The sequence below is a fragment of the Paenibacillus sinopodophylli genome, assembly GCF_005930355.1.
GTDB lineage: Bacteria > Bacillota > Bacilli > Paenibacillales > Paenibacillaceae > Pristimantibacillus > Pristimantibacillus sinopodophylli.
This window is the reverse complement of sequence record NZ_VDBO01000001.1, coordinates 2540107-2561542: the sequence shown is the minus strand read 5'-3', so window position 1 is coordinate 2561542 and position 21436 is coordinate 2540107. Positions and strand designations below refer to the sequence as shown.

Annotated in this window: 23 protein-coding genes; 20 read left to right on the top strand and 3 right to left on the bottom strand. The window is 46.5% G+C overall.

What is annotated here, in order from left to right:
* Nucleotides 1-244 precede the first annotated feature (244 nt).
* The 14 genes from FGT79_RS11320 (at nucleotide 245) to FGT79_RS11260 (ending at nucleotide 11691) form a co-directional block, all read left to right on the top strand.
* Nucleotides 245-751 (top strand): Panacea domain-containing protein, encoded by a 507-nt coding sequence (locus FGT79_RS11320; protein WP_171056173.1) that lies wholly within the window; start codon nucleotides 245-247, stop codon nucleotides 749-751.
* The gene (locus FGT79_RS11315; RefSeq protein WP_138752749.1) at nucleotides 744-1346 is read left to right on the top strand and encodes a hypothetical protein; all 603 of its coding nucleotides are present in this window, start codon (nucleotides 744-746) and stop codon (nucleotides 1344-1346) included. Before FGT79_RS11320 ends, FGT79_RS11315 begins: the two co-directional genes overlap by 8 nt.
* A gap of 116 nt (nucleotides 1347-1462) precedes the next feature.
* Nucleotides 1463-1642: a hypothetical protein gene (locus tag FGT79_RS31080; RefSeq protein WP_171056172.1), complete on the top strand. Its 180-nt coding sequence runs from the start codon at nucleotides 1463-1465 to the stop codon at nucleotides 1640-1642.
* Nucleotides 1594-2160 (top strand): hypothetical protein, encoded by a 567-nt coding sequence (locus FGT79_RS11310; protein ID WP_138752748.1) that lies wholly within the window; start codon nucleotides 1594-1596, stop codon nucleotides 2158-2160. Before FGT79_RS31080 ends, FGT79_RS11310 begins: the two co-directional genes overlap by 49 nt.
* Before the next feature lie 9 nt (nucleotides 2161-2169).
* Nucleotides 2170-3030, top strand: a complete 861-nt coding sequence (locus FGT79_RS11305) for an N-acetylmuramoyl-L-alanine amidase (protein ID WP_138752747.1) — start codon at nucleotides 2170-2172, stop codon at nucleotides 3028-3030.
* A gap of 115 nt (nucleotides 3031-3145) precedes the next feature.
* On the top strand, nucleotides 3146-3466 hold the full coding sequence (locus tag FGT79_RS11300; RefSeq protein ID WP_342778473.1) for a hypothetical protein: 321 nt from the start codon (nucleotides 3146-3148) through the stop codon (nucleotides 3464-3466).
* Entirely contained in the window at nucleotides 3463-4335 is an 873-nt protein-coding gene (locus FGT79_RS11295; RefSeq protein WP_246096269.1) for a type II secretion system F family protein, read from the top strand. The genes FGT79_RS11300 and FGT79_RS11295 overlap by 4 nt, the downstream gene beginning before the upstream one ends.
* A 17-nt stretch (nucleotides 4336-4352) precedes the next feature.
* The gene (locus FGT79_RS11290; RefSeq protein ID WP_138752746.1) at nucleotides 4353-5237 is read left to right on the top strand and encodes a type II secretion system F family protein; all 885 of its coding nucleotides are present in this window, start codon (nucleotides 4353-4355) and stop codon (nucleotides 5235-5237) included.
* 24 nt (nucleotides 5238-5261) lie between these two features.
* The gene (locus FGT79_RS11285; protein ID WP_138752745.1) at nucleotides 5262-5447 is read left to right on the top strand and encodes a Flp1 family type IVb pilin; all 186 of its coding nucleotides are present in this window, start codon (nucleotides 5262-5264) and stop codon (nucleotides 5445-5447) included.
* Between the two features lie 16 nt (nucleotides 5448-5463).
* On the top strand, nucleotides 5464-6198 hold the full coding sequence (locus FGT79_RS11280) for a TadE/TadG family type IV pilus assembly protein (RefSeq protein ID WP_138752744.1): 735 nt from the start codon (nucleotides 5464-5466) through the stop codon (nucleotides 6196-6198).
* 15 nt (nucleotides 6199-6213) lie between these two features.
* Nucleotides 6214-8487, top strand: a complete 2274-nt coding sequence (locus tag FGT79_RS11275) for a hypothetical protein (protein ID WP_138752743.1) — start codon at nucleotides 6214-6216, stop codon at nucleotides 8485-8487.
* Nucleotides 8453-9424, top strand: coding sequence for a hypothetical protein (locus FGT79_RS11270; protein WP_138752742.1), 972 nt, complete (start codon nucleotides 8453-8455; stop codon nucleotides 9422-9424). Before FGT79_RS11275 ends, FGT79_RS11270 begins: the two co-directional genes overlap by 35 nt.
* A gap of 34 nt (nucleotides 9425-9458) precedes the next feature.
* A complete protein-coding gene (locus FGT79_RS11265; protein WP_171056171.1) occupies nucleotides 9459-9974 on the top strand; it encodes an A24 family peptidase in 516 nt (171 codons plus the stop codon).
* A 124-nt stretch (nucleotides 9975-10098) separates the two neighbouring features.
* Entirely contained in the window at nucleotides 10099-11691 is a 1593-nt protein-coding gene (locus FGT79_RS11260; protein ID WP_138752740.1) for a DUF6382 and FHA domain-containing protein, read from the top strand.
* Here the strand turns inward: FGT79_RS11260 and FGT79_RS11255 are convergent.
* From FGT79_RS11255 to FGT79_RS11245, 3 genes are all read right to left on the bottom strand, one after another.
* Nucleotides 11688-12590, bottom strand: coding sequence for a TIGR01777 family oxidoreductase (locus FGT79_RS11255; protein ID WP_138752739.1), 903 nt, complete (start codon nucleotides 12588-12590; stop codon nucleotides 11688-11690). The genes FGT79_RS11260 and FGT79_RS11255 overlap by 4 nt on opposite strands.
* Before the next feature lie 12 nt (nucleotides 12591-12602).
* Entirely contained in the window at nucleotides 12603-13106 is a 504-nt protein-coding gene (locus FGT79_RS11250; RefSeq protein WP_138752738.1) for a hypothetical protein, read from the bottom strand.
* Between the two features lie 252 nt (nucleotides 13107-13358).
* Complete coding sequence (locus FGT79_RS11245; RefSeq protein WP_138752737.1) at nucleotides 13359-13796, bottom strand: DUF2621 domain-containing protein; 438 nt, start codon at nucleotides 13794-13796, stop codon at nucleotides 13359-13361.
* 101 nt (nucleotides 13797-13897) lie between these two features.
* On the opposite strand from FGT79_RS11245, the gene FGT79_RS11240 reads away from it, so the two are divergent.
* The 6 genes from FGT79_RS11240 to FGT79_RS11215 all read left to right on the top strand — a co-directional run.
* Nucleotides 13898-15028: a deoxyribonuclease IV gene (locus tag FGT79_RS11240; protein WP_138752736.1), complete on the top strand. Its 1131-nt coding sequence runs from the start codon at nucleotides 13898-13900 to the stop codon at nucleotides 15026-15028.
* Nucleotides 15029-15076: 48 nt separating this feature from the next.
* Complete coding sequence (gene purU, locus FGT79_RS11235) at nucleotides 15077-15979, top strand: formyltetrahydrofolate deformylase (protein WP_138752735.1); 903 nt, start codon at nucleotides 15077-15079, stop codon at nucleotides 15977-15979.
* Between the two features lie 157 nt (nucleotides 15980-16136).
* Nucleotides 16137-18155 carry a transketolase gene (gene tkt, locus FGT79_RS11230; RefSeq protein ID WP_138752734.1) on the top strand — a complete coding sequence of 673 codons (2019 nt, stop codon included), beginning with the start codon at nucleotides 16137-16139 and terminating at the stop codon, nucleotides 18153-18155.
* A gap of 50 nt (nucleotides 18156-18205) precedes the next feature.
* A complete protein-coding gene (gene ppnP, locus FGT79_RS11225) occupies nucleotides 18206-18523 on the top strand; it encodes a pyrimidine/purine nucleoside phosphorylase (RefSeq protein ID WP_138752733.1) in 318 nt (105 codons plus the stop codon).
* Nucleotides 18524-18740: 217 nt separating this feature from the next.
* Nucleotides 18741-19265, top strand: a complete 525-nt coding sequence (locus FGT79_RS11220) for a DUF420 domain-containing protein (protein WP_425464997.1) — start codon at nucleotides 18741-18743, stop codon at nucleotides 19263-19265.
* Between the two features lie 78 nt (nucleotides 19266-19343).
* Nucleotides 19344-21436: InlB B-repeat-containing protein (locus FGT79_RS11215; protein WP_171056170.1), on the top strand; the 2093-nt coding region annotated here is incomplete at its 3' end.

Sequence of the window (21436 nt, the reverse complement as noted above, 5' to 3'; positions counted from 1 at the left end):
ATATGATCTTGGAATCTTTAAAATACAATACGAAGAACAATACTTGAATTAGTTCCTTCTTCAGCTCATATTAACCTACTTTTGAACAGGCTATTTATCTCTTTATTTTGTAAACAAATTGGATGAAAAATGTGTACATTTGGGCATGAATGTATACAAATATCATACTATGTGCCATAATAAAGACAAAACTGTTCGCATTTTTGTTCGCATTTGTTCTCGTCGAACAGAGAGAAGAGGTTATATGATGACAACACATCAAACAACAGAAGCATTATTTGATGTTAACACCATAGCAAGATATCTTTATTCCCTTAAACCCAATATTTCACCACTAAAACTTCAAAAAAGTCTTTATTTCTTATTTGCCTTTCATGGGGCGGTATACCGTAACAAGGAGGAAGAAGGCGTATTTGAAGGAAGCTCAGGCGCTACTACTCGTTACTTATTTGATGCGGAAATTCAAGCCTGGAAGTATGGTCCAGTAATTCCTGAAGTTTATTTTGCTCAACGCGATGGAGAATATGAAGATAAAGATAAAATTAAAGCTGCGATTGATGAAGTCTCAGTGAATGACGAGGTAAAGGAATTTATTAATGAGATGTTCGAACAGATTGATGGAGTAACTGATTTTAAACTCGTTGATCGAAGTCACCGCGACGATGCTTGGCAGCGAGCTTATGCTGTTGAGCAATCGACAGAGATGGATAAAGAAGCAATCATTCAAGAATATATCGAGAAGTATGTCTAAGATAAAAAAAAACCGACTTTTCGAGAAAACGTTAACACCGCCGTTAGTCAGGGTTGCAACAAATCACTTTAAAACGAATGGTTTTTTAGGTGATGAGACCGATATCGCTTCAGAGGTTTATTATTACAATGAAGATGTTAAAAAATCAAAGATTAATCAGGACATCAAGTTTACTAATTACGTATCTAATCGAACAGATCAAGAGATAAAAATACGTATACAAGAGCTTGCGGATAATCCTTCAGTTATTACATCACACGCAGATATTGTAAATAGGAACACTAAAATCGATCAATGTTTGGCACTCTACGTTAATTTGGTAGCTGATCCGCAACTAGGAGTTTTTAAAACTAATCTTCAAAACACCCTTGGAACTCGGACAATGGTAAGGGTGTTCAGTGTGGCGGATCTAGTCACTCAAGATGATGGTAAATTAAAAGCTTTATTTAGGATTGTGCTCATTGATCCGTTTCATTTGGTTATCCCTAGTGAACATCAGGGAGTAAGCAAAGAAATCGTTGAACAACGAACATTTAATGATAATCGTAGTAATACAATTTGCATGAGTGAGTGGATGGGTTCATGGTTTAATTAACTCAAAGTATTTACAATATTGGATATTATTGATACAATTATCACGAATCCGGAAGCACCGGTCGAAAGAGTCATGGGGAAGCACCCTATGGCTCTTTTTGTGTTCAGGAGGAAGCTATGGACCCACCAGTCGAGTTCCATGAAGATGAATACCTAAACTCCCCAGTGGACGATGATACTTTGCGCATCGTCCTTTTATTATGCGGTCAAGAGGCGAAGGACAAGCTGTTATATAAGGAAGATGCTGTATGTTCGAATTTATCGACTGGCTTATCACAAACCGAAACAAGCCGTTAGATTACATATTTCTAGCAGCTATTGTCTTTATAATCGATCGATTCGGCCGCAACTTGATAACGTCACAGGTTAAGCGGCTATTTCACGTTGACGATAAATCGGAGTTTAAACAGTACATCCAAAACCAGCAAAGGATCGAGGAAAAGCTTGAGCTCCTGCTGCAGAAAGAAGGAATTACATGGACTGCCCCTACGTCACAGCAAAGTTCAGAGGATACAGTATCGAAAAGAAGCAGGTTGTCTTTGCCGCTCTCGGAGGCGTTATCTCTTGTCCGCGTTGTAAAACAATTCATCATTTATTGGAGGTTCAAAATGTCCAACATTAACAAAGGAATTCTATTTCCGCTACTGGCCGCAATCGCTTCCTTCATTAAAAGTACGTTTGGTTATGAGATTCCGGACGATACACTTAACGGAGCTGCTGACTTGATACTGTTGCTCATCATGGTAATAGGTATCTTCATCAAACCTAAGAATGAAAAGCCACAACAAGAAGAAGTGGACGGATATTACCACTAGGAGGATGTTATGGAGATCATCGAAAAGCTAGTACCGAGCTTTAACGAACGTAATGGTCAGAAGCCAATCATAATTGTGAATCATATATCCGTAGGCTCAATGGGATCGATGTACAATACGTTCGCTAACAAGAATAACAAAGCGTCGTCACACTTTGGTGTAGGTCGTGACGGAACTATTGTTCAATATGTGCCTATCAATAAATCAGCTTGGACTCAGGGCAAGATACAACTTCCTACAGCTCCAATAATCAAGCAGATTGGCGGCGATCCCAATAAGTACGGAGTATCCATCGAACATGAAGGGTACGCAGGTAACGGTCTCGATGGCAATCTAACGGGGGAACAGTTTCTTGCTACTTGTTGGATACACAAGCACATTCAGACAGCCGTGGAAGCTGAATATGGCGTCAGAATACCACTAAACTCACATCAAGTGTTGGGGCATTATCAGATTGATTCGAAGGGAAAACCATTTTGCCCAGGACTCGCATTTCCGTGGGGTAGGTTATATGCTGAGCTTGCCATCGCGGATACCATGACACTAGAGCAGTACGAGGAACGGATAACCTACAATAGCTCACAAGCAGCTGATAGAACCATTGCTTACGCATTCGCTGAACGCATTCAGGATCTAAAGTCAAAGTTTGCAGATCCAAGATGGGGAGTACCAGCTAAATCTAAAGTTATGATGATGGCACCAGTGATTTATCAAATGGGGTATGCAGAAGATAAGGAAGTAACACCCGAAGGCATTGCACAACGTGTTCTGGAGCTTCACAATAACTCAGCAATAGAAAAGTATCGCGATTCAGGGTTTAAGAAACTTTTGATCGGCGCGAAACGAGCTAAAGAGGTGGGGCTCCTGTAACGGGAGCCTTAATCCACAGTTGTCTACAGGCTGTGGATATTTTTTTGTGTTTTTAAAGTACCACTTTGTACATGACAGAAGCATGTCAACGGGCCACAGCAATGGGGCAAAGGATATGCTTGCACGGCTTGAGACGATGGTGCTTAGCGCAGCAGAATTACCTGTAACGGTAATAAGGCAGCAGATCGCTTCGGCAATCGACGTTATCATTCATTTATCAAGGTTCCGAGATCGATCGCGCAGAGTAACGGAAATATGCGAGGTCGTTGGGATGGCTGAAGGTGAAGTGCTGCTGAATCCCCTATTTTATTTCGAGGAGAATGGGGAGCATGAGGGCAAGGTGGTAGGCGGGTTGAAACGGACAGAGAACGTCATTGTAAGGCAGGACAAGCTGATAATGGCTGGGAAAACCGCCAAGGGAGGAGCAGCGATATGAGCACTGGTATTGACACGGGCAAGGCAGCGAAGCTGCATACTAGGCAGAACGGGAGGATACGGCGTTTTCTGGATTGGTGCGGCTGGGAAGACGAACAAAGTATGGTGAATATTCGTAATGGCAGAGTATTGACCCATTATGATCAGTACCAGCTTAATCATAGACAATTTCTGTTGACTGCGGCTGCAGCTTCTCTAGTGATCTATTCCGCGATCTATTTGTTCTATCATTCAGCACTTCTGTCACTGCTCGTATCTGTACTTGGCATACTCGCCCCCCGCTATAGGCGCGGATCACTGCTCAAGCAGCGCAAGGAACGGCTAAAGCTGCAATTCAAGGAAGCGTTGTTCTCACTGACCTCTTCACTTGCAGCGGGACGCTCAATCGAAAATGCTTTTCTGGCTTCCCTTGATGACCTTACTCTTCTGTATCCGAACTCGCGGACGGAGCTGCTCATTGAATTCCAGATCATTCGCTTTCGTTTAGAGAATGCTGAGCCACTTGAATATGCGTTGCGAAACTTTGCAGATCGGGCGGACATTGATGAAATTACACAATTCGTTGATGCGCTGGCAGCTTGCAAGCGTTCGGGAGGGGATTTGCTGGAAGTGATGAAGCGGACGGCAGTCATTATTGGCGAGAAATTGGAGATCGAGCAAGAAATTGCTGTCATGGTGGCACAGAAACGTTTCGAAGGCCGAATCATGATGGCGGTGCCCTTTGTGTTTCTAGCTTTTCTAAGCATGGCGGCACCGGATTATATGGCGCCTTTGTATGGAGGGGCTGGCTATCTGCTGCTGACAGCTGCACTGCTGCTTTTGCTAGTTTGTTTTTGGCTGATGGCAAAAATGATGCACATTCGAATGTGAGGAAAGCGAGGATCGTTATGGCAGCGGCAATCGCTTCGTTAATGCTTACGGGAATATGGCTGTACTTGGCTGGTGTCAGCACATGGCAAGCAATCTTGAAGCGGCTGGCGGGCAGGAAGCAGCGAGACGTTATGTCTGGAGAACAGATGAAACAGCTGCTTATCGTTAGTCCTTTCCAGCGTATGCTGGAGCGTTATAAGGTGTTTGATTCGATGCATCTGCCAATGGGGAGCTACCATATGAGGCTTCTCCTGCTAATGGAAAACGGTTGGAGCATCGAGATGACGAAAGCGCAGGCAGCAGCGTCCTTTGGGATGGGTTATGCAGCATTAACGGCATGCGCGTGGCTTAGCTTGCTTGGTCAGGAGCCGTTACTGCTCGTCGTAGGCATCATATTCGGCATTGTTCTTGCGCTTCGCCCATTCGTAGAAGCTGGAAGAAAGGTTGAGCAGCGCAAGCAGCTGATGATTATCGAACTCCCAGATATGCTGAGCAAGCTAATGCTGCTAGTAGGAGCAGGAGAGACGGTGCACCAGGCGCTTGCAAGATGCCTGGAAGGCAAAGAAGCGAAACAGCATCCGCTTTACAAGGAATGGGGCGAGGCGGTATCCATGCTGCGCAACGGCCAATCATTCATGGCGGCAATGGAGCGTTTCAATCGACGCTGTTCTGTGCAGGAGGTATCTGTCTTTACGACGGTGCTGCTGCTCAATTATCGCAGAGGTGGAGAACACTTTGTGCTCGCTTTGCGTGAGCTCTCTTACACGTTATGGGAGAAGAGAAAGGCAATTGCTAGATCTCGTGGAGAGGAGGCTTCCTCCAAGCTGGTATTTCCACTTGTAGGCATATTATTAGTACTCATGATCCTGGTTGCTGCGCCAGCAGTATTGCTTATGTCTTAACTAACAAAAGAGGGGAAGAGGACAATGAATCAAATAGGAAAAGCTATGCAATCGTTTTGGAAAGAGGAAGAGGGACTAGGTACATTGGAAATTATACTGATCATTGCGGTTGTTATTATTATCGCCTTGCTATTCAAAGATTGGATCATCGAATTAATAGAGCGGCTAATGGGTAAAGCGGATGATGAAGCAGATAAAATATTTAGTTAATGGACAGGGCGTATGAATGGTTAAACAGACGTTCTGGGGAAGGCTGCTGCATGGACTGAGAAGAGAACAGGGTAGCTTTACACTGGAAGCAACCCTTGTTTTTCCACTTTTGCTTGGTCTTATTTTGTTATTTATTTTGTTTGGCATGTACATGTATCAGAAGGTTGTGCTTTATTACGCCGCATCGTCAACTGTTGAGCGGGCTGCATTCAGCTGGGATAACAGCTACCGCACAGCTAGAAGCGGCATGCTGAACGAGCCCGTTTATGATGGCTTATACTGGCGTGTAGGCGAAAATGATATGCTTGGTAGTCTGTTCGGTATGGCTGGAGATCATGTATCATCCACCATCCTGCTCCCGCTTGAAGATCAGGATGGTGCTGGCGGCAGCGACCTATCTGAACGTAAGCTGCTGCAATCTGCGAAGTGGATTGGTGCAGCTTCATTAGCCTATCAAGGGCAAATCAACTATGCGAGGAGCGTATTGAAGAAAGAGGTCGAGGTCAAGCTGAAGTCGCCATTCGCGAATGGAGCCGCTGAGAAAAGCTGGCTGAGAAGAGAAGCCAAGACGGTATCATCTGCCACTATAGTAGATCCGACTGAATTTATTAGAAGCGTTGACCTTGCGCGTTATTATGCGACGAAATTCGCTAATCGGACAGGAGGTGCGCGCCTGGCAAGAGAGGAAGCCGGTCAGGTGCTCGCTCCCTATACGGAACATGCCAAAACCCGCGAGCAAAAGAAAAAGTAATCATGGAGGTGGAGGATGGCTAAGACCGTGAAAAAAAAGCGGCAGGAAGCAGTAGGGGGCAAACGTCGCTTGCTGTTCCGTGAGGACGGGGCGGTAACGGTGTTTTCTGTCATCGTGTTGTCCTCCTTGCTGTTATTCTTTTCTCTGTTGATCGACTACGCGCGTATTGCTGCCGTGCACAAGCTGGCAGAGGATGCCGTTCGATCTGGCGTGAGGTCCGTGCTCTCAGCTTATGACTCTACTCTGTATGAGCGTTATGGCTTGTTCGGCCGGGGAGGCACGGATGGCCAGAAACTATTCTCGGAGGTACTGTCAGCAGCTACAGACCAGCAAGAACGTTTCACAGAACCAGGCATAAAGCTGGTAAGACTGAAGTTGGAGAACGCTGCGCTGCATTCGGCGTCATTTCTGGGGAGTCATGAAATATTTGCTAGACAAGTATTGGAGGAAATGAAATATAAGGCGCCTATTGATTTTACATTGGAGCTGGCTGCTAAGTTTATACCGATGGCAGGTGCAATGAAGGAGGCCTCGGTAACGATAGACTTGCTGGAGAGTATGCGCAAGCTTTATGAACGCCGTGAAGCTCATTTGACCAGAGTACTTCAACTGCAAGAGCAGGCTGCTGCTGTAATGTTGGATAGCGGCTTAGTTTCCATGATACCGCTTCAGTCTAATACAGGTGAGATTCCAGAGGATACCGCATTAGGCATTACAGGGGCATATGCAGATTATGCTTCTGCAGCTATCGGTATGAACAATAATCATCAGCAATCTGATGGAGAGCACGAGCAAGCACCGCACATAAAAGCCTATGAAGAAACGGTGAGGGCGTTCGGATTAGAGCTTAGGAAAGTCAGCGCTGAGATGCTGCAGCGCCATACTAAGCTTCAAGGCGATGCCATCACAGAGCTCGAAGCTGCAAGAGTTCTGAATGAGGAATTACAGCTGCTTGCCGAGCAAGCGAATCAGCAGCCTGGACAAGATGGATACGATACGCTGGCTAGTCAAAGGCTGCCTAATTCTGATCAGCATGAAATGCCGAATAATGCGGCTTCTGATTTGGAGCAAATAAGGAAAACAGCAGATGAGCTAGTGAAGCCGGATACGTGGTTTGTCGATTATCGGCAAGAGCTCACGACGCAAGGCACGGTCGCTGCTGCTGTAGACATGGAGACGGGGAGCTTTCAGACGAGCAGCCTCGCAGCTTTAACGAGCCCTATAACATCGCAATCATCCGATCAATTGCTGGAAGGCGCAGCGAGTCTTAGTCTTGCTTATGGAGACTACCATGAGAAGTATATTCAACCGGCTGTCGTTATTGCAAGCAGAAGGAGCACCTTGGAGCAGGGCGATATCAAATCAAAACTGAAGGAGCAGGATCAACAAGCTGAATCCTTGTGGAAACAGGCACGCGGCATGCTTAACGGGATGACAGCTATTCCGCAATCAGAGGAGCATCAGCAAGTATTTGATCAGGTTAAGCAGTTATACAGCGATAATCTTCTATTTAATGAGAAAGAAGCGGAAGCAGCTGCTTCAATTGTTCCAACAGAAGCTGGGGAAGCCCATGAGGCTGCCAAGCGGTCAACTTCTTTGATGGATGGTTTGTTCTCGGGTATGGGAAGTATGCTGGAGCAATCGAGAGACGACTTTTACTTCGGAGAATATGTAATAGGCAGATATGCCTTCTTTGCACCGCAGCATCTTCGTTCGATGCTGACAGAAGGAGAGTGGTCGGAGCTGGCGCATGCCGTTTCCTTCAATAATCAGGAGGCTGAATACGTGATTTACGGATTTCACAATCCAGTTGGAAACATTGCCGCTGCGTATGGGGAGTTGTTTGCGGCTAGGCTTGCCGTTCGAACGATGGAGGGCTTGCTTGAAAGCAGGACGCTTGGGCATCCCCTGCTCATTCTATCTGCAGCACTTATATACGGACTCGAAAAGACGCTAGAGGATATGCTGGCCTTCACCGAGCGCGGATCAGCGCCTTTATCGAAATACGTAAAGATAGAGCTGTCTTACCAAGATTATTTAAGACTGTTTATGATGATGCATAAAGCGGGAGATAGCCCCAGCCTTGCACGTATGATAGCAGTCATCGAGCATAACAGCGGCGCCATACTATCTGCCGTGCCAAGCGGCGTGACAGGAGAAGCTTCATTCTCTACTGAGCTTTGGTTCGTACCAGGCTTAATGGGCGTCCTAGGCGGAATGGGACTAATGAATGGAAAGGTTGAAGGCAACCGCTATGGGACAACACAAACGAACGGATGGTCTTATTAAGCACCGCAGGCTAGGTGATGAACGAGGTTCGATTGTTGTGGAGGCAGCGCTGGTCATGCCCATGGTCATTGTTGTGCTGCTGGTATTTGTAATTCTAATCCGGCTATGTGCGGTGCAAATAGCCATGCATTCGGCAACCACGCAATCGGTTCGGCAGATCGCGGCTCACATCCATCCTGTAGAGCTAGCTTGGCAGCAAGCGAATGCCAGCATTCCGGCTTCTTCGCAGACGCTGATTCCGCTCTCACCGTGGAGTGAGGTAGCAGCGGATGCTGCTGAGTGGCTTCCTACACCAGCAGGTTCGCTAATCTCATCTGCGCTGCGTGGAAATTTTGAACCGATACAGAACATGGCGGCAACTCAAATCGGACGTGCTGTTGTGGAACCGATGATCAGAAGCTTTACAGATGCTGCCACTATTGACCCTGCTGGTTTAAGGCTAAGCTGGTTATCCTTGCCCGACTTGGAGAAGGGGAATGAACCGTTCATATCCATTGAGGTGGAGTATGAATTTCCCTTGAAGCTGCCCTTTATCGGCAAATCTATTCTGCTCAAGGAACAAGCAGTGGAGCGTGTATGGATTAGTGATGCAGCTCCTGCTAGGTACGGTATTGAAGATGGAGACCCATCCATTGTTCCCATCCAGATCGTTGCCATTGAGCCAGCGCCTCTTCGTCCAGGCAGGAACGCCTCTGTAACGGTGAAGACGACCCCAGGAGCTGCGATTTCCCTTGAAGTAATATACAAAAGCGGCTCAAGCAAAGCGAAGCATTTGGGAGAAGCAGTTGCAGATTCCGATGGGTACATCAAGTGGACATGGCTTGTATCAGGCAATACTACGCCCGGTACGTGGGAGCTTGCTGCTTCTGAATCCGGCCGTGCTGATAACCGTGTATCCATGTATTTTGTCGTAGAGAAAAGCAAGAGCGCCAGCTAGATGAAAATAAATGCAGCTGCAGAGAGGAGTTTATATGGATTTACTTCCAATGCTCGCCATAGCCACGCTTTTAATTTGGGCATTTATAACGGATTTGAAATCGCAAATCATTCCGAACCGGCTCACACTTCCTTTTTTTGTTGCTGCTTTCATCTATCATACGGTTGCGAATGGTTTGACCGGGGCAGGGGCTGCTGCATTAGGAGCCGCTGCAGGATTTGTTCCGCTTCTATTGCTTCATATGGCCAAAGGCATCGGAGCAGGAGACGTTAAGCTGTTTGGAGCAATAGGCGCCTGGACAGGCGTGTTGGTGGTGCTTCAACTTATGTTTTATGCCATTCTGTATGCCGGAGCAATCGGATTGTTGCTCCTTCTTGTTAACCGCGATTTCGGGAAGAGGGTTGCATCGGGTGTTATCGCGATTATTTCTCCTGCTGCGGGATGGAGAAAGCCGGAGTGGCTGCAATGGGCAGGCTCAGGTAAAAAGTTCCCGTTCATGCTCGCGGTTGCACCTGCTGCGGTGACGGTTTGGTCTATTTTCAACATATAGGAAAGTATATCCTCAGGCTATACGTTCTCTATATTTCTCGGTATGAAACGCGCTGCGCCGCCAGAGGACGGCGACAGCCGTTTCACCTTAATTAAAGCTGGAAGCTGGAAAGGGGATCATAGGCATGCAGCGTTATCGCATCGACTTTGCCATGAATCAAGGTCATGAAATGATGATTGACCGCGAGAGCGGGATTTACAGGAGCGATCTGGATGATATTGAGCTTCAGATGCTTCGAAATGGTCAGATTCCGTATTTGCTGCCAATGGATTGGTTGGAGATGGATGCAAGAGTAACATTTCGTTACAAGCTGTCCGGCATGAAGATGCTTCTGCATCGTCTGCAGCAGGAACCGCTTACGATGGAACAATATTATATGCTTCTATTAGGTGTAACAGATGCGCTATATGAATGCAGGCATTATATGCTGCGGCCGGAGGGCTGTTTGCTCGATGAACAATTTATTTTTACCGGAGATAAGCTTCATGATATACGTCTTGCATATGTGCCAATTAAGGCGGATCAGGGAACGCAGACAATGGGATCAGGCGATCTTCTATCGTTGATTGTTCGCTTCACATCCTATATTGAACAAATAGATGGAGAAGGATTGAAACGGGTACTGAACCATTTAACAGGCAAGCGATGGCCATTAGAAGAACTGCGCGGTACTTTGCTGGAGTTAATTAGGGAGAGCTCAATTAAAAATAGGAGTACCACCTTGCAGCACCGTGAACGTAAGCAGGAATGGAATACATCGACGCAAGGAGAAAAGGTTAGGACTGAACATGCACAGGTACCGGGAATAGAGCATCAAAGTAGTCAAATGAAAAATGAGAGAGTGCCGTGGCAGCCTGTTTCAGCAGACAGTAAAACATCTTACGAGCCTAATACGCGATTGGAAAGTTATCAAGAGCACGCATCGGCGCAAGAATATTTTTCCGAATTTGAGATGGACGCGGGGTTGAAAGAAGGCGGAAAGGCTAGACGAGTTGGAGTGGCCGTACTTCTTGTCGCATTAGCTTGCACCTGGCGTTTTATTTATCTGGAATCGGCGTCAAAGCAAACCATGCTGCTGAGCTTAGGCATAACCTTGCTTCTAGCTGCTGCTTTAATTTGGGTATGGAGAAAGGGGACGAATCAAGATGATACTCACCCCGAGATGGATGATTGGCATCAGCCGTCTCTCGAACCGGGCAATATTCACGGATCAGCTCATTTGCATGCAGTAAAGGAAAATCTGGATTTTGGTATAAAGGCTCCAATGAATGTTGAGGAGGCTGCTGTTAGCCGGCCTGTTGAACAGCTGCATGTTGTTGCAGCTAATCCCGTATACCCCGTGGTCAATCCTACCGTATGGCTAAGCCCGAGTGAGCAGCAGCAAGAGCTCTCTAGCTCTTCGATCGTATGGCTTCAACGAAGCTTGAATGGTGAAAAAACAAAGCTGGACTTATTGAATGGAAGCTTCAAAATAGGCCGTATTGGCGAAAAGGTAAGCTATGCGGATCATGCTAATGGAATATCGCGGATTCACTTGGAGCTAACAAGCGAAGACGGGGAATACACAGCAAAGGATTTGGGGTCAAGGAATGGAAGCCTGCTCAATGGACAAGCGATGATTCCATACAAAAGCTATAAACTTTCGCTAGGAGATGTTATCCATTTAGCAGGCGAGCAGGGTCCTTCTTATGAGCTGAAAAGAGACAAAGGATACTAATTGCGACCGAACAATTCCTTCATTGCACTATCTACCGTTGGGTAACGGAAGCTAAAGCCGTGCTCGATCGCTTTACGAGGCAAAGCACGTTGGCCATCGAGCAGAAGCGTCGACATCTCTCCGAATAGAGTACGCATCACAAAGCCAGGGACGGGAAACCAATGTGGGCGTCCCATTGCTTTGCCTATTGCGCGTCCAAAAGTGTCATTCGTCACCGGCTCGGGTGACGAACCGTTTACCGGTCCGCTTATCTCTTCACGATCTAGAATAAATAAGATCATTCTGATCATGTCGGTTAGATGAATCCAAGAAAGCCATTGCTTCCCGCTGCCGATTCTGCCGCCGCCGAACAAGCGATAGGGCATTGCCATTAACGGAAAGGCACCATCCTGCTTATCAAGAACGACACCAACGCGAAGCTTTACGAGTCGGTCAGCGGGAATGCTGTCTGCTGCAAGCTCCCATTTCTGCACAACCTCAGATAAGAAATCGGTCACATTCGTTCGGCTCGATTCATCGAAGATGCCGTCCGCAGAAATACCATAAGCAGATATGCCTGATGCATTCAGGACAAGCGACGGTCTCTGCTTCAAGGATTGGACAAGCTTCGCTATGCGGGCTGCTGCTGTAATTCTTGAATCCATCACTCGCTGCTTTGCAGCTGTTGTCCAGCGTTGGTTAATGGATTCACCGGAGAGATTAACAATCGCATCTATGCCTTCCAATAAGGCGGGCGAAGCCTCGATCTCTGCCCAGGTGAGATGGTTCAGGCCTGAACGCTTTGAATCGGTCTTCGCATGTTTTCTTGAAATAATCCAGACCTCGTCATTTCTAGCCAGAAGCGCTTCCTTGAGCGCGCTTCCGATAAAGCCTGTCCCTCCGGCAATGGCAACCCGCATTTCCTATCGCTCCTATTCCTTCATTTGCGCGATGCTCACTAGCCAATATTGCTTGGCTGATGCATCGCCTTCAATTGCTTTTTCCGTATATTCGAATTTCACTTTCGCATCATCTGGCAATGCTTCCAGATCACTTTTCATCTCATCAGTTATTTGTAATGGGATAGCGCCCGCTGCGGTTTCAATCTCTATAGAGTGCGAGTCGCTAAGACCGCTGTATATTCCTTCATTAACCTTAACTGCTTCAGCCGGCTCTGCGGTTGCTGTTCCGTTATCAACTGTAGCCTCGGGTTCTGCTGTCGGCTCAGGTGCGGATACATCTGGGTCGATCACTCCAGTTTCTTCAGGCAAATCTGTAATGACCGGAGACTCTTCTACATTTCCTTGTTGATCATTCCCTGCTGCGGGCTTATTGGCATTCGCACCGCTGCAAGCTGCTGTTGCTAGCATGACAGCTAGAAGAACGGCTCCTGCTGCTGCTTTTTTGCTTTTTTTACGCTTTGATGAGTTCATCATGAGAACCACCTCCTGCTTGTTATAACGAAATGGATGTTCGTTTGGTTACATTTATAATTAACCTTAACAGATGAATATGAAGCAATCCTTAAAAAGGCTTTCACTTGAAATATAGTAAAGTATAGCATTTCGCCATCCTTTCACTATATTTCTCGGAATGAAACGTACCGCGCCGCCAAAGGACGGCGACAGCCGTTTCACCTTGGTTAAATAAACATAAATGAGTTTAAGCCGCACTGCTGCGGCTTAAACTCATTTATTAAGTAGATGCTTATAGGGAGCATAGTCAATGCCTTGACGATCAAGGAAAGTGACTAAGCTGCGGTAATCACGTTTGGGAGTAGCTCTTATGTAGCCTTCAATGCAGTGCGCGCGTGTAACGGATGAGGCCCCATGCTCAATCGCAACCTGACCGATCTTAGCTGCGATGGAATGCTTGGCTATATCGCGGAAAGCGCTGGGTACGGGGGATACGAGCTCGTCGAGCAGTGCCTTGGAATCCTCGTTCCACATGCTGCGGCTGCGTTCAACCCAGTAGTTCTGCCAATCGAGCTTGGACTTGCCATCCCGCATCGGAAGTACCTTAAGAAATTTGCGAAACATGAAAAACCCGCCAATCGACATAGCCACAACCATGACGACCGCCCAAAAAACGATAAAGTACATAAACCAATCGGGCGCTACTTTCATACTTGTCTTTCACCTCAATAATGAATTATACCGTATTCCTAGATTTATTTCGACATTCCTTGTAAAATAAGGTTTGATCAACCGAAAGGGGCGTAAAATTTATGTTGAAAATAGGTTCCCATGTATCATTTTCGGACAAGGGGCTGCTGAGTGCAGCACAAGAGGCCGTATCCTACGGATCAGGCACATTTATGATTTACACCGGCGCACCTCAGAACACGAGAAGGAAGCCGATCGATAGCTTATATATTGAAGAAGGCAAGGCGCTTATGGAGCAATCTGGCATTAATGAGATTGTTGTTCATGCGCCTTATATTGTAAATTTGGGTTCTTACAAGGATTCAACGTTTGAGCTTGCAGTATCATTCCTGCAGGAGGAAATTCGCAGAACCGATTATATCGGTGTTCGTAATATTGTCCTTCATCCTGGTGCTTATACGGACAAGGATGCGGAGTATGGCATTGCGCGCATAGCCGAAGGCTTGAATGAAGTGCTTGCGGGAACGAAGGACACTAATGTCAACATCGCGCTTGAGACGATGGCGGGAAAAGGTACGGAAATCGGACGCAGCTTCGAAGAGCTCGCAGCCATTATCGACAAGGTTCACGATAACGATAGGCTGACAGTATGCATGGATACCTGTCATATGCATGATGCCGGATATGACCTCATTCATGACTTGGACGGTGTGCTTCAGCAGTTCGACCGTCTTGTTGGACTGAACCGCGTTGCCGTTGTGCACGTGAATGACAGCAAAAACGCTCGTGGAGCGAGCAAAGATAGACACGCACCTATCGGGGCTGGCTGGCTTGGTCACGATGCGATCTCGAGAATCGTTAACCATGAGGGCTTGAAGGGTCGTCCTTTCATCCTTGAGACTCCTTGGATTGGGAAAGAAGACAAAACGGAACGCCCAATGTATGAAGTGGAAGTAGCGCTGCTCAGCAACAATGGGAAAAACCGTCTAGGTGAGCCGTTTTTCGAGGACGTAGAGCGACTGCATCATTTCTTCGATAAGCAGGATATTGATCCGAGAGCCTATGTATTGTCGGTATGGGATTTGCTCAAAACCGATGCGAAGGCAAAAAAAGCGGATCCGCGCGAGCCGATGGAACGGTTATACGATCTTATCGTTTCTGGCCATGCATTGCCAGAGGGGCTGACCGAGGAACAAATTAACCAACGCATTACGGCTTGGTTCGGCGGCAAAGAGCTGCTTGCCAAGGTTTAATATAACTCTGTTATCAATTATATTGCTTTGAAAGGAAGTTAGGAGTCCATGTCATCACAATCCAATCCACCAGAGGTTCAAACGGGATCAGGAGGCAAAGCCGGCCGCGCGCGGATGCTTATTTCGTGCCCGGACCGTTCGGGAATCGTTGCAGCTGTTTCTCATTTCTTATATGAGCATGGCGCAAACATCGTTCAATCGGATCAATATACGATGGACCCTGAGGGCGGCATGTTCTTTATCCGCTTTGAATTTGATCTAAATGATCTTGAGAAGGAGCTTCCAGTATTAGTGGAGGACTTCGCAAGAGTAGCCGATCGATTCGATATGAAATGGCATACCTTCCGCGCGAGCCGCAAGAAACGGCTTGCCGTGTTTGTATCCAAAGAAGATCATTGCTTGCTGGAGCTGCTATGGCAGTGGAAGGCAGGCGATCTCGATGCCGATATTTCAATGGTTATCAGCAACCATCCGGATATGCGGGAGCTTGTTGAATCGTTCGGCATTGAATACCACCATATTCCGGTTACGGCGGCAACGAAGGCAGAAGCGGAGCGCAAGCAAATGGAGGTTGTCGCAGACAAAGCTGACATTATTGTGCTTGCTAGGTACATGCAGATTATATCGCCAAAGTTTATTGAACAATTTCCGAACCGTATTATTAACATCCATCATTCTTTCTTGCCTGCATTTGTGGGAGGCAAGCCTTATGCGCAGGCTTACACGCGCGGCGTGAAAATTATTGGCGCCACCGCGCACTATGTAACGGAAGAGCTGGATGGCGGACCGATTATCGAGCAAGACGTTCAACGCGTCAGCCACCGCGATAATGTGGATGATTTGAAGCGAATTGGCCGGACAATTGAGCGCGTCGTGCTAGCTCGTGCGGTGAAATGGCATATTGAAGATCGCGTAATCGTGCATAATAATAAAACGGTAGTATTCAACTAGGTGTATTTTTATGCGAATATCATAATTATTATGATGGAAAACAAGTATGCAGAGTGATACAATATTCAGAGTTGTTGCGTACTGGTAGGGCACTGTAACGTTATCATGAAAACAGATGACGAGACAAAATTAGAGTAGACTATAGGAGGAAATAGGAATGACTGTTACACAAAAATCTATTGAACAGCTATCTATTGACACGATCCGTACACTGGCGATCGATTCGATCGAGAAAGCTAAATCCGGACACCCAGGTATGCCGATGGGCGCGGCTCCAATGGGCTATCAGCTATTTGCTAAAAATATGAAGCATAATCCGGCAAATCCGACTTGGATTAACCGCGACCGTTTTGTTTTGTCTGCAGGACACGGTTCGATGCTTCTTTACAGCCTGCTTCACCTTTCTGGCTATGATCTTCCTCTGGAAGAGCTGAAAAACTTCCGTCAATGGGGTTCTTTGACTCCAGGGCATCCGGAGTTTGGTCATACAGCAGGCGTTGATGCAACGACAGGTCCACTCGGACAAGGTATTGCTATGGCCGTTGGTATGGCAATCGCGGAAGCTCAACTTGGCGCTACTTATAATAAAGAAGGCCATGATCTAATTAACCACTTCACGTATTCGATTTGTGGCGACGGCGACTTGATGGAAGGCGTTTCCCACGAAGCAGCTTCCTTTGCAGGTCACTTGCAGCTTGGCAAATTGGTTGTTCTATATGATTCCAACGATATCTCGCTTGACGGCGAGCTGAGCCTTTCGTACTCCGAGAGCGTTCAAAAACGTTTCGAAGGCTATGGCTGGCAAGTTCTTCGCGTAGAAGACGGCAATGATCTTGGAGCACTATCCCAAGCAGTAGCTGAAGCGCAAGCTGACTTGTCCAAACCGACTTTGATTGAAGTCAAAACGGTTATCGGCTTCGGCAGCCCGAACAAAGGCGGAAAAGGCGGACATGCAGGCCCTCACGGATCACCGCTTGGTGCTGATGAAACCAAATTGACTAAACAAGCTTACGGCTGGTCGGAAGATCATCAGTTCCACGTGCCAGACGAGGTTCGCGCTCATTTCGCAGATGTGAAAAGCAGCGGCGAGCAAGCAAATGCAGCATGGGATACGGCTTACGCAGCTTATAAAGCAGCTTTCCCTGAGCTTGCTGCTCAGTTCGAGCTAGCGATCTCCGGCGTATTGCCAGAGGGCTGGGATGCTGATCTTCCTGCTTACAAAGTAGGCGACAGCGCGGTATCTACTCGCGTAGCATCGGGCAACGCGCTTAATGGACTTGCCAAAAACGTACCGACAATCTTCGGCGGCTCCGCTGACCTTGAGAGCTCGACAATGACGCATCTGAAAGGCTTGACTCAATTCAAGCCGGGCAGCTACGATGGCCGCAACCTGTATTACGGCGTTCGCGAGTTCGGTATGGCTGCTGCAATGAATGGTATTGCCCTTCACAGCGGCTTGAAAGTATTCGGCGGTACGTTCTTCGTATTTACCGACTACCTGCGTCCAGCAATTCGTCTTGCTGCATTGATGAAGCTGCCAGTTGTTTATGTACTTACACATGACAGTATCGCAGTCGGCGAAGACGGCCCTACGCATGAGCCGATCGAGCAGCTTGCATCAATCCGTATTATCCCTGATCTTACCGTTATTCGTCCTGCTGATGCGAATGAAACATCTGCAGCATGGGCTTACGCAGTGGAGAACACGGGCAATCCAGTTGCCTTGGTATTGACTCGTCAGAACCTTCCGATTCTTGAAGGTACAGTTGATGGCGTTCATGAGAACATTCGCCGGGGCGCATATGTTGTATCCGATGCAGAGGGCGGCAAGCCGCAAGCTCAAATTCTTGCAACAGGCTCTGAGGTGCAGCTTGCAGTTGCTGCTCAGAAGGCTTTGGCTGAGGAAGGCATTCAAGTTCGTGTTGTCAGCATGCCGAGCTGGGATCTATTCGAGAAGCAATCGAAGGAATACAAAAATTCCGTTATTCTACCTGAGGTTAAAGCTCGCCTTGCAATCGAAATGGCTCATCCGTTCGGTTGGGAGCGTTACACAGGAGATCAAGGCGATATTCTTGCCATCGACCGTTTCGGTGCATCTGCTCCTGGCGATCGCGTAATCGAGGAATATGGCTTCACAGTAGAAAACGTTGTAAGCAAAGTGAAAGCATTGCTGTAATAACTTACCAAAGATTCAGCATTCGATAGATAAGGGAGAATTTAACTACCATGTCTCAATTCGATAACGTATCCATCGTCAAGAAAGCTAATGTTTACTTTGACGGAAAAGTAACAAGCCGCGCTGTATTGTTTGCGGACGGCACCAAAAAAACGCTTGGCATTATGCTGCCGGGCGACTATGAATTCGGTACGGATTGTCTCGAAATCATGGAAATTCTGGCAGGCGACCTTAAGGTGCTTCTGCCAGGCGAGACAGAATGGATTCACATTCAAGGCGAAGGCGAATTCAAAGTGCCTGCGAACACAAAGTTTAAGCTTCAGGTTACTGAAGTATCTGACTATTGCTGCTCGTATATTTACGAATAAGCTGAATTTGATTAACGAAGAGGCCTTCCTGCAGGCGGCGATTTATCGCTTGAGGGAAGGCCTCTTTTTAATAGTTTCGAATATCGCCAAATTTCAATAATTTGTGATAAATATTGTGTGAATTTGATTGCTTTGTACCCTGTATATCGGATATGTTAATAGAGTAGGTAACGCCGTTGTTTAAGCATTAATACGGTTGATTAGGAGGGTTATGCGCTTGAAGGAAAAAAATGTTGGACCTTTGGTAGCGATATTATCCATCGTTCTTGTAGCGATCATTACAGTGCTGTTCTTTTTGCCTGCTTATGACGGAGAACTCGGATTTGATGTTACGATCTTACCGCTGCTGAATGCAATTTTTAATTGCTTCACCTTTATTTCTCTGGTGATTGCATTAGTCTCTATTCTGAAGAAGAATGTTAAGCTTCATCGTGCTTTTATCGGAGCTGCTTTTACGTCAACTACGCTGTTTCTTGTCTCATATGTGACGTATCATTATTTGACGGAATCGACCAAATATGGCGGTGAGGGCGCGCTGCGTTCGATCTATTTCTTTATTCTACTCACACATATTTTACTTGCCATTGTCGTTGTGCCGCTCGCGCTACTGTCAGCTGTGCGCGGTTTGCAAATGAAGCTGGACAAGCACCGCAAAATTGCAAGGTGGACCATGCCGATCTGGCTTTATGTTAGCTTTACAGGAGTTGTCGTGTATTTGATGATTTCTCCTTATTATTCATAAACCGATAATTAGCCGACCTTAGGGTCGGCTTTTGGCGGTGTTTAGTCAGGCAGTTAAAAACAGGGGAGTGTTGTGTAAATGCAAAAGAAACTGAAAGCGGTTCCGCTATTATTAGTCTTTATGATGATTTTTTCAATGTTTCCAATGTATGTATCAGCGGCAAATGTTGATATCGGTTCTGAACGAGTCGATGTTGAAACGAATGAAAGCACAGATTCCTATGTAATAACTCCACCAGTGGTTGTTGGCGATAAGGTTGTTATTGCTTGGTATGATCAAACTGATCACCTACATACGTCAGTTATTAATGCTGACGGTACGCCAGGCTCTTTTCCAGCATTCACGATATCTCCTAAAACGAATGATAACTCAGATGACATTCTAATTAAGGAACTTTCGAATGGCAATTTACTTATTTATTGGTATAGCGGATCATCGGGCACTGGTTTTACGGATACCTATTTCAAAATCATTAATCAAGTCGGTAGTGAAGTTGTCGGGGCTACAAAAATCAACTCAGAAGCTGGCGAATTAAATCGATTCACGGATGTCGCTGAGCTCTCGAATGGCAATCTTGCCTTTGTGTGGACAACTTCTAGCAGTAACTATGCGCTTAGAAGGTTTGCTCCGAATGGAACAGCTGTAGATGCTTCACAACTATCAATTACTGCTATTGCAGGGACACCTGGTTCGCAATATTCACATAAAATCGTTTCTAATGATAATGGAAGATTCATGATTATGATATCTTATAACAACCCTGACTATAAAGGGATGGTGTTTGATAACAATGGCTCCATGCCCATTCAAGTAGGTGGACAAAATTCATTTGTTATTTCTACTCATAACGATGCTGCAAACGGGGTTATCTATTTAAGATTATTGTCTAATGGAAAATTTTTGACCGTCTATCAGAAAAAAACAACCAGCGATGATAGTAGCAGAAGTACTGCTTTTCGAATATATAATGCGGACGGTACTCCGTTTGCTGCGGAAACAGTAGTTGGAGCAACTCATACTTGGGGTTCGGTTGGTGAGCCTATTATTACGGATGATGGTTTTGTATTATCATACACATATAATGATTTGATAAACCCATCTAATTATTTAGTAGAGTATAGTAATAGCGGTGTCCTGCAAAATGATTTATCTTCGCTATTGCCTGCTGTGAATGCCGAATACGGCGTTTTTTTTCCATTTCGAGATGTAGACGGCAAACTTTCATTGCTAGTCAATGATGTCGAAGCAGGCAAAAGCGACTATAACACTTGGTTGCTAAGACATCCAGCAGCACCTCTAAATTATACGGTAACCTTTAAGGACTGGGATGGAGATGTATTGAAGACGGAGCTGGTTAACACGGGCAGCGATGCTACGGCTCCAGCGAGTCCAACACGTACCGGCTACACCTTCACCGGCTGGGATACAGCCTTCACGAATGTGACAGCGAGTACAGTGGTTACTGCTGAGTATGCGATTAACCAATACACAATCAGCTTCAATAGCAATGCTGGAAGCGCAGTAGCCGATGTTCAAGCGGACTACGGAACGAAGATCGCTGCTCCGACAGCGCCAACTCGAGTAGGTTACACATTCCATGGCTGGTACAAGGAAGTGGGTCTCACGAATGTATGGAACTTCAGTGTGGACATGGTGCCGGCAGTAGGCATAACGCTATATGCGAAGTGGTCGATTCAGACGCATACGGTAACGTTTAAAAACTGGAACGGAGATACGTTGAAAACGGACACGGTTGATTACGGAAGTGGTGCTGCGGCACCAGCTGATCCAACACGTACCGGCTACACCTTCACCGGCTGGGATACAGCCTTCACGAATGTGACAGCGAATACTGTGGTTACTGCTGAGTATGCGATTAATCAATACACAATCAGCTTCAACAGTAATGCTGGAAGCGCAGTAGCCGATATTCAAGCGGATTACGGAACGAAGATCGCTGCTCCGACAGCACCGACTCGAGTAGGTTATACATTCGATGGCTGGTACAAGGAAGCAGGTCTCACGAATGTATGGAACTTCAATGTGGATACCGTGCCGGCAGTAGGCATAACGCTATATGCGAAGTGGTCGATCCAGACGCATACGGTAACGTTTAAAAACTGGAACGGAGATACGTTGAAAACGGACACGGTTGATTACGGAAGTGGTGC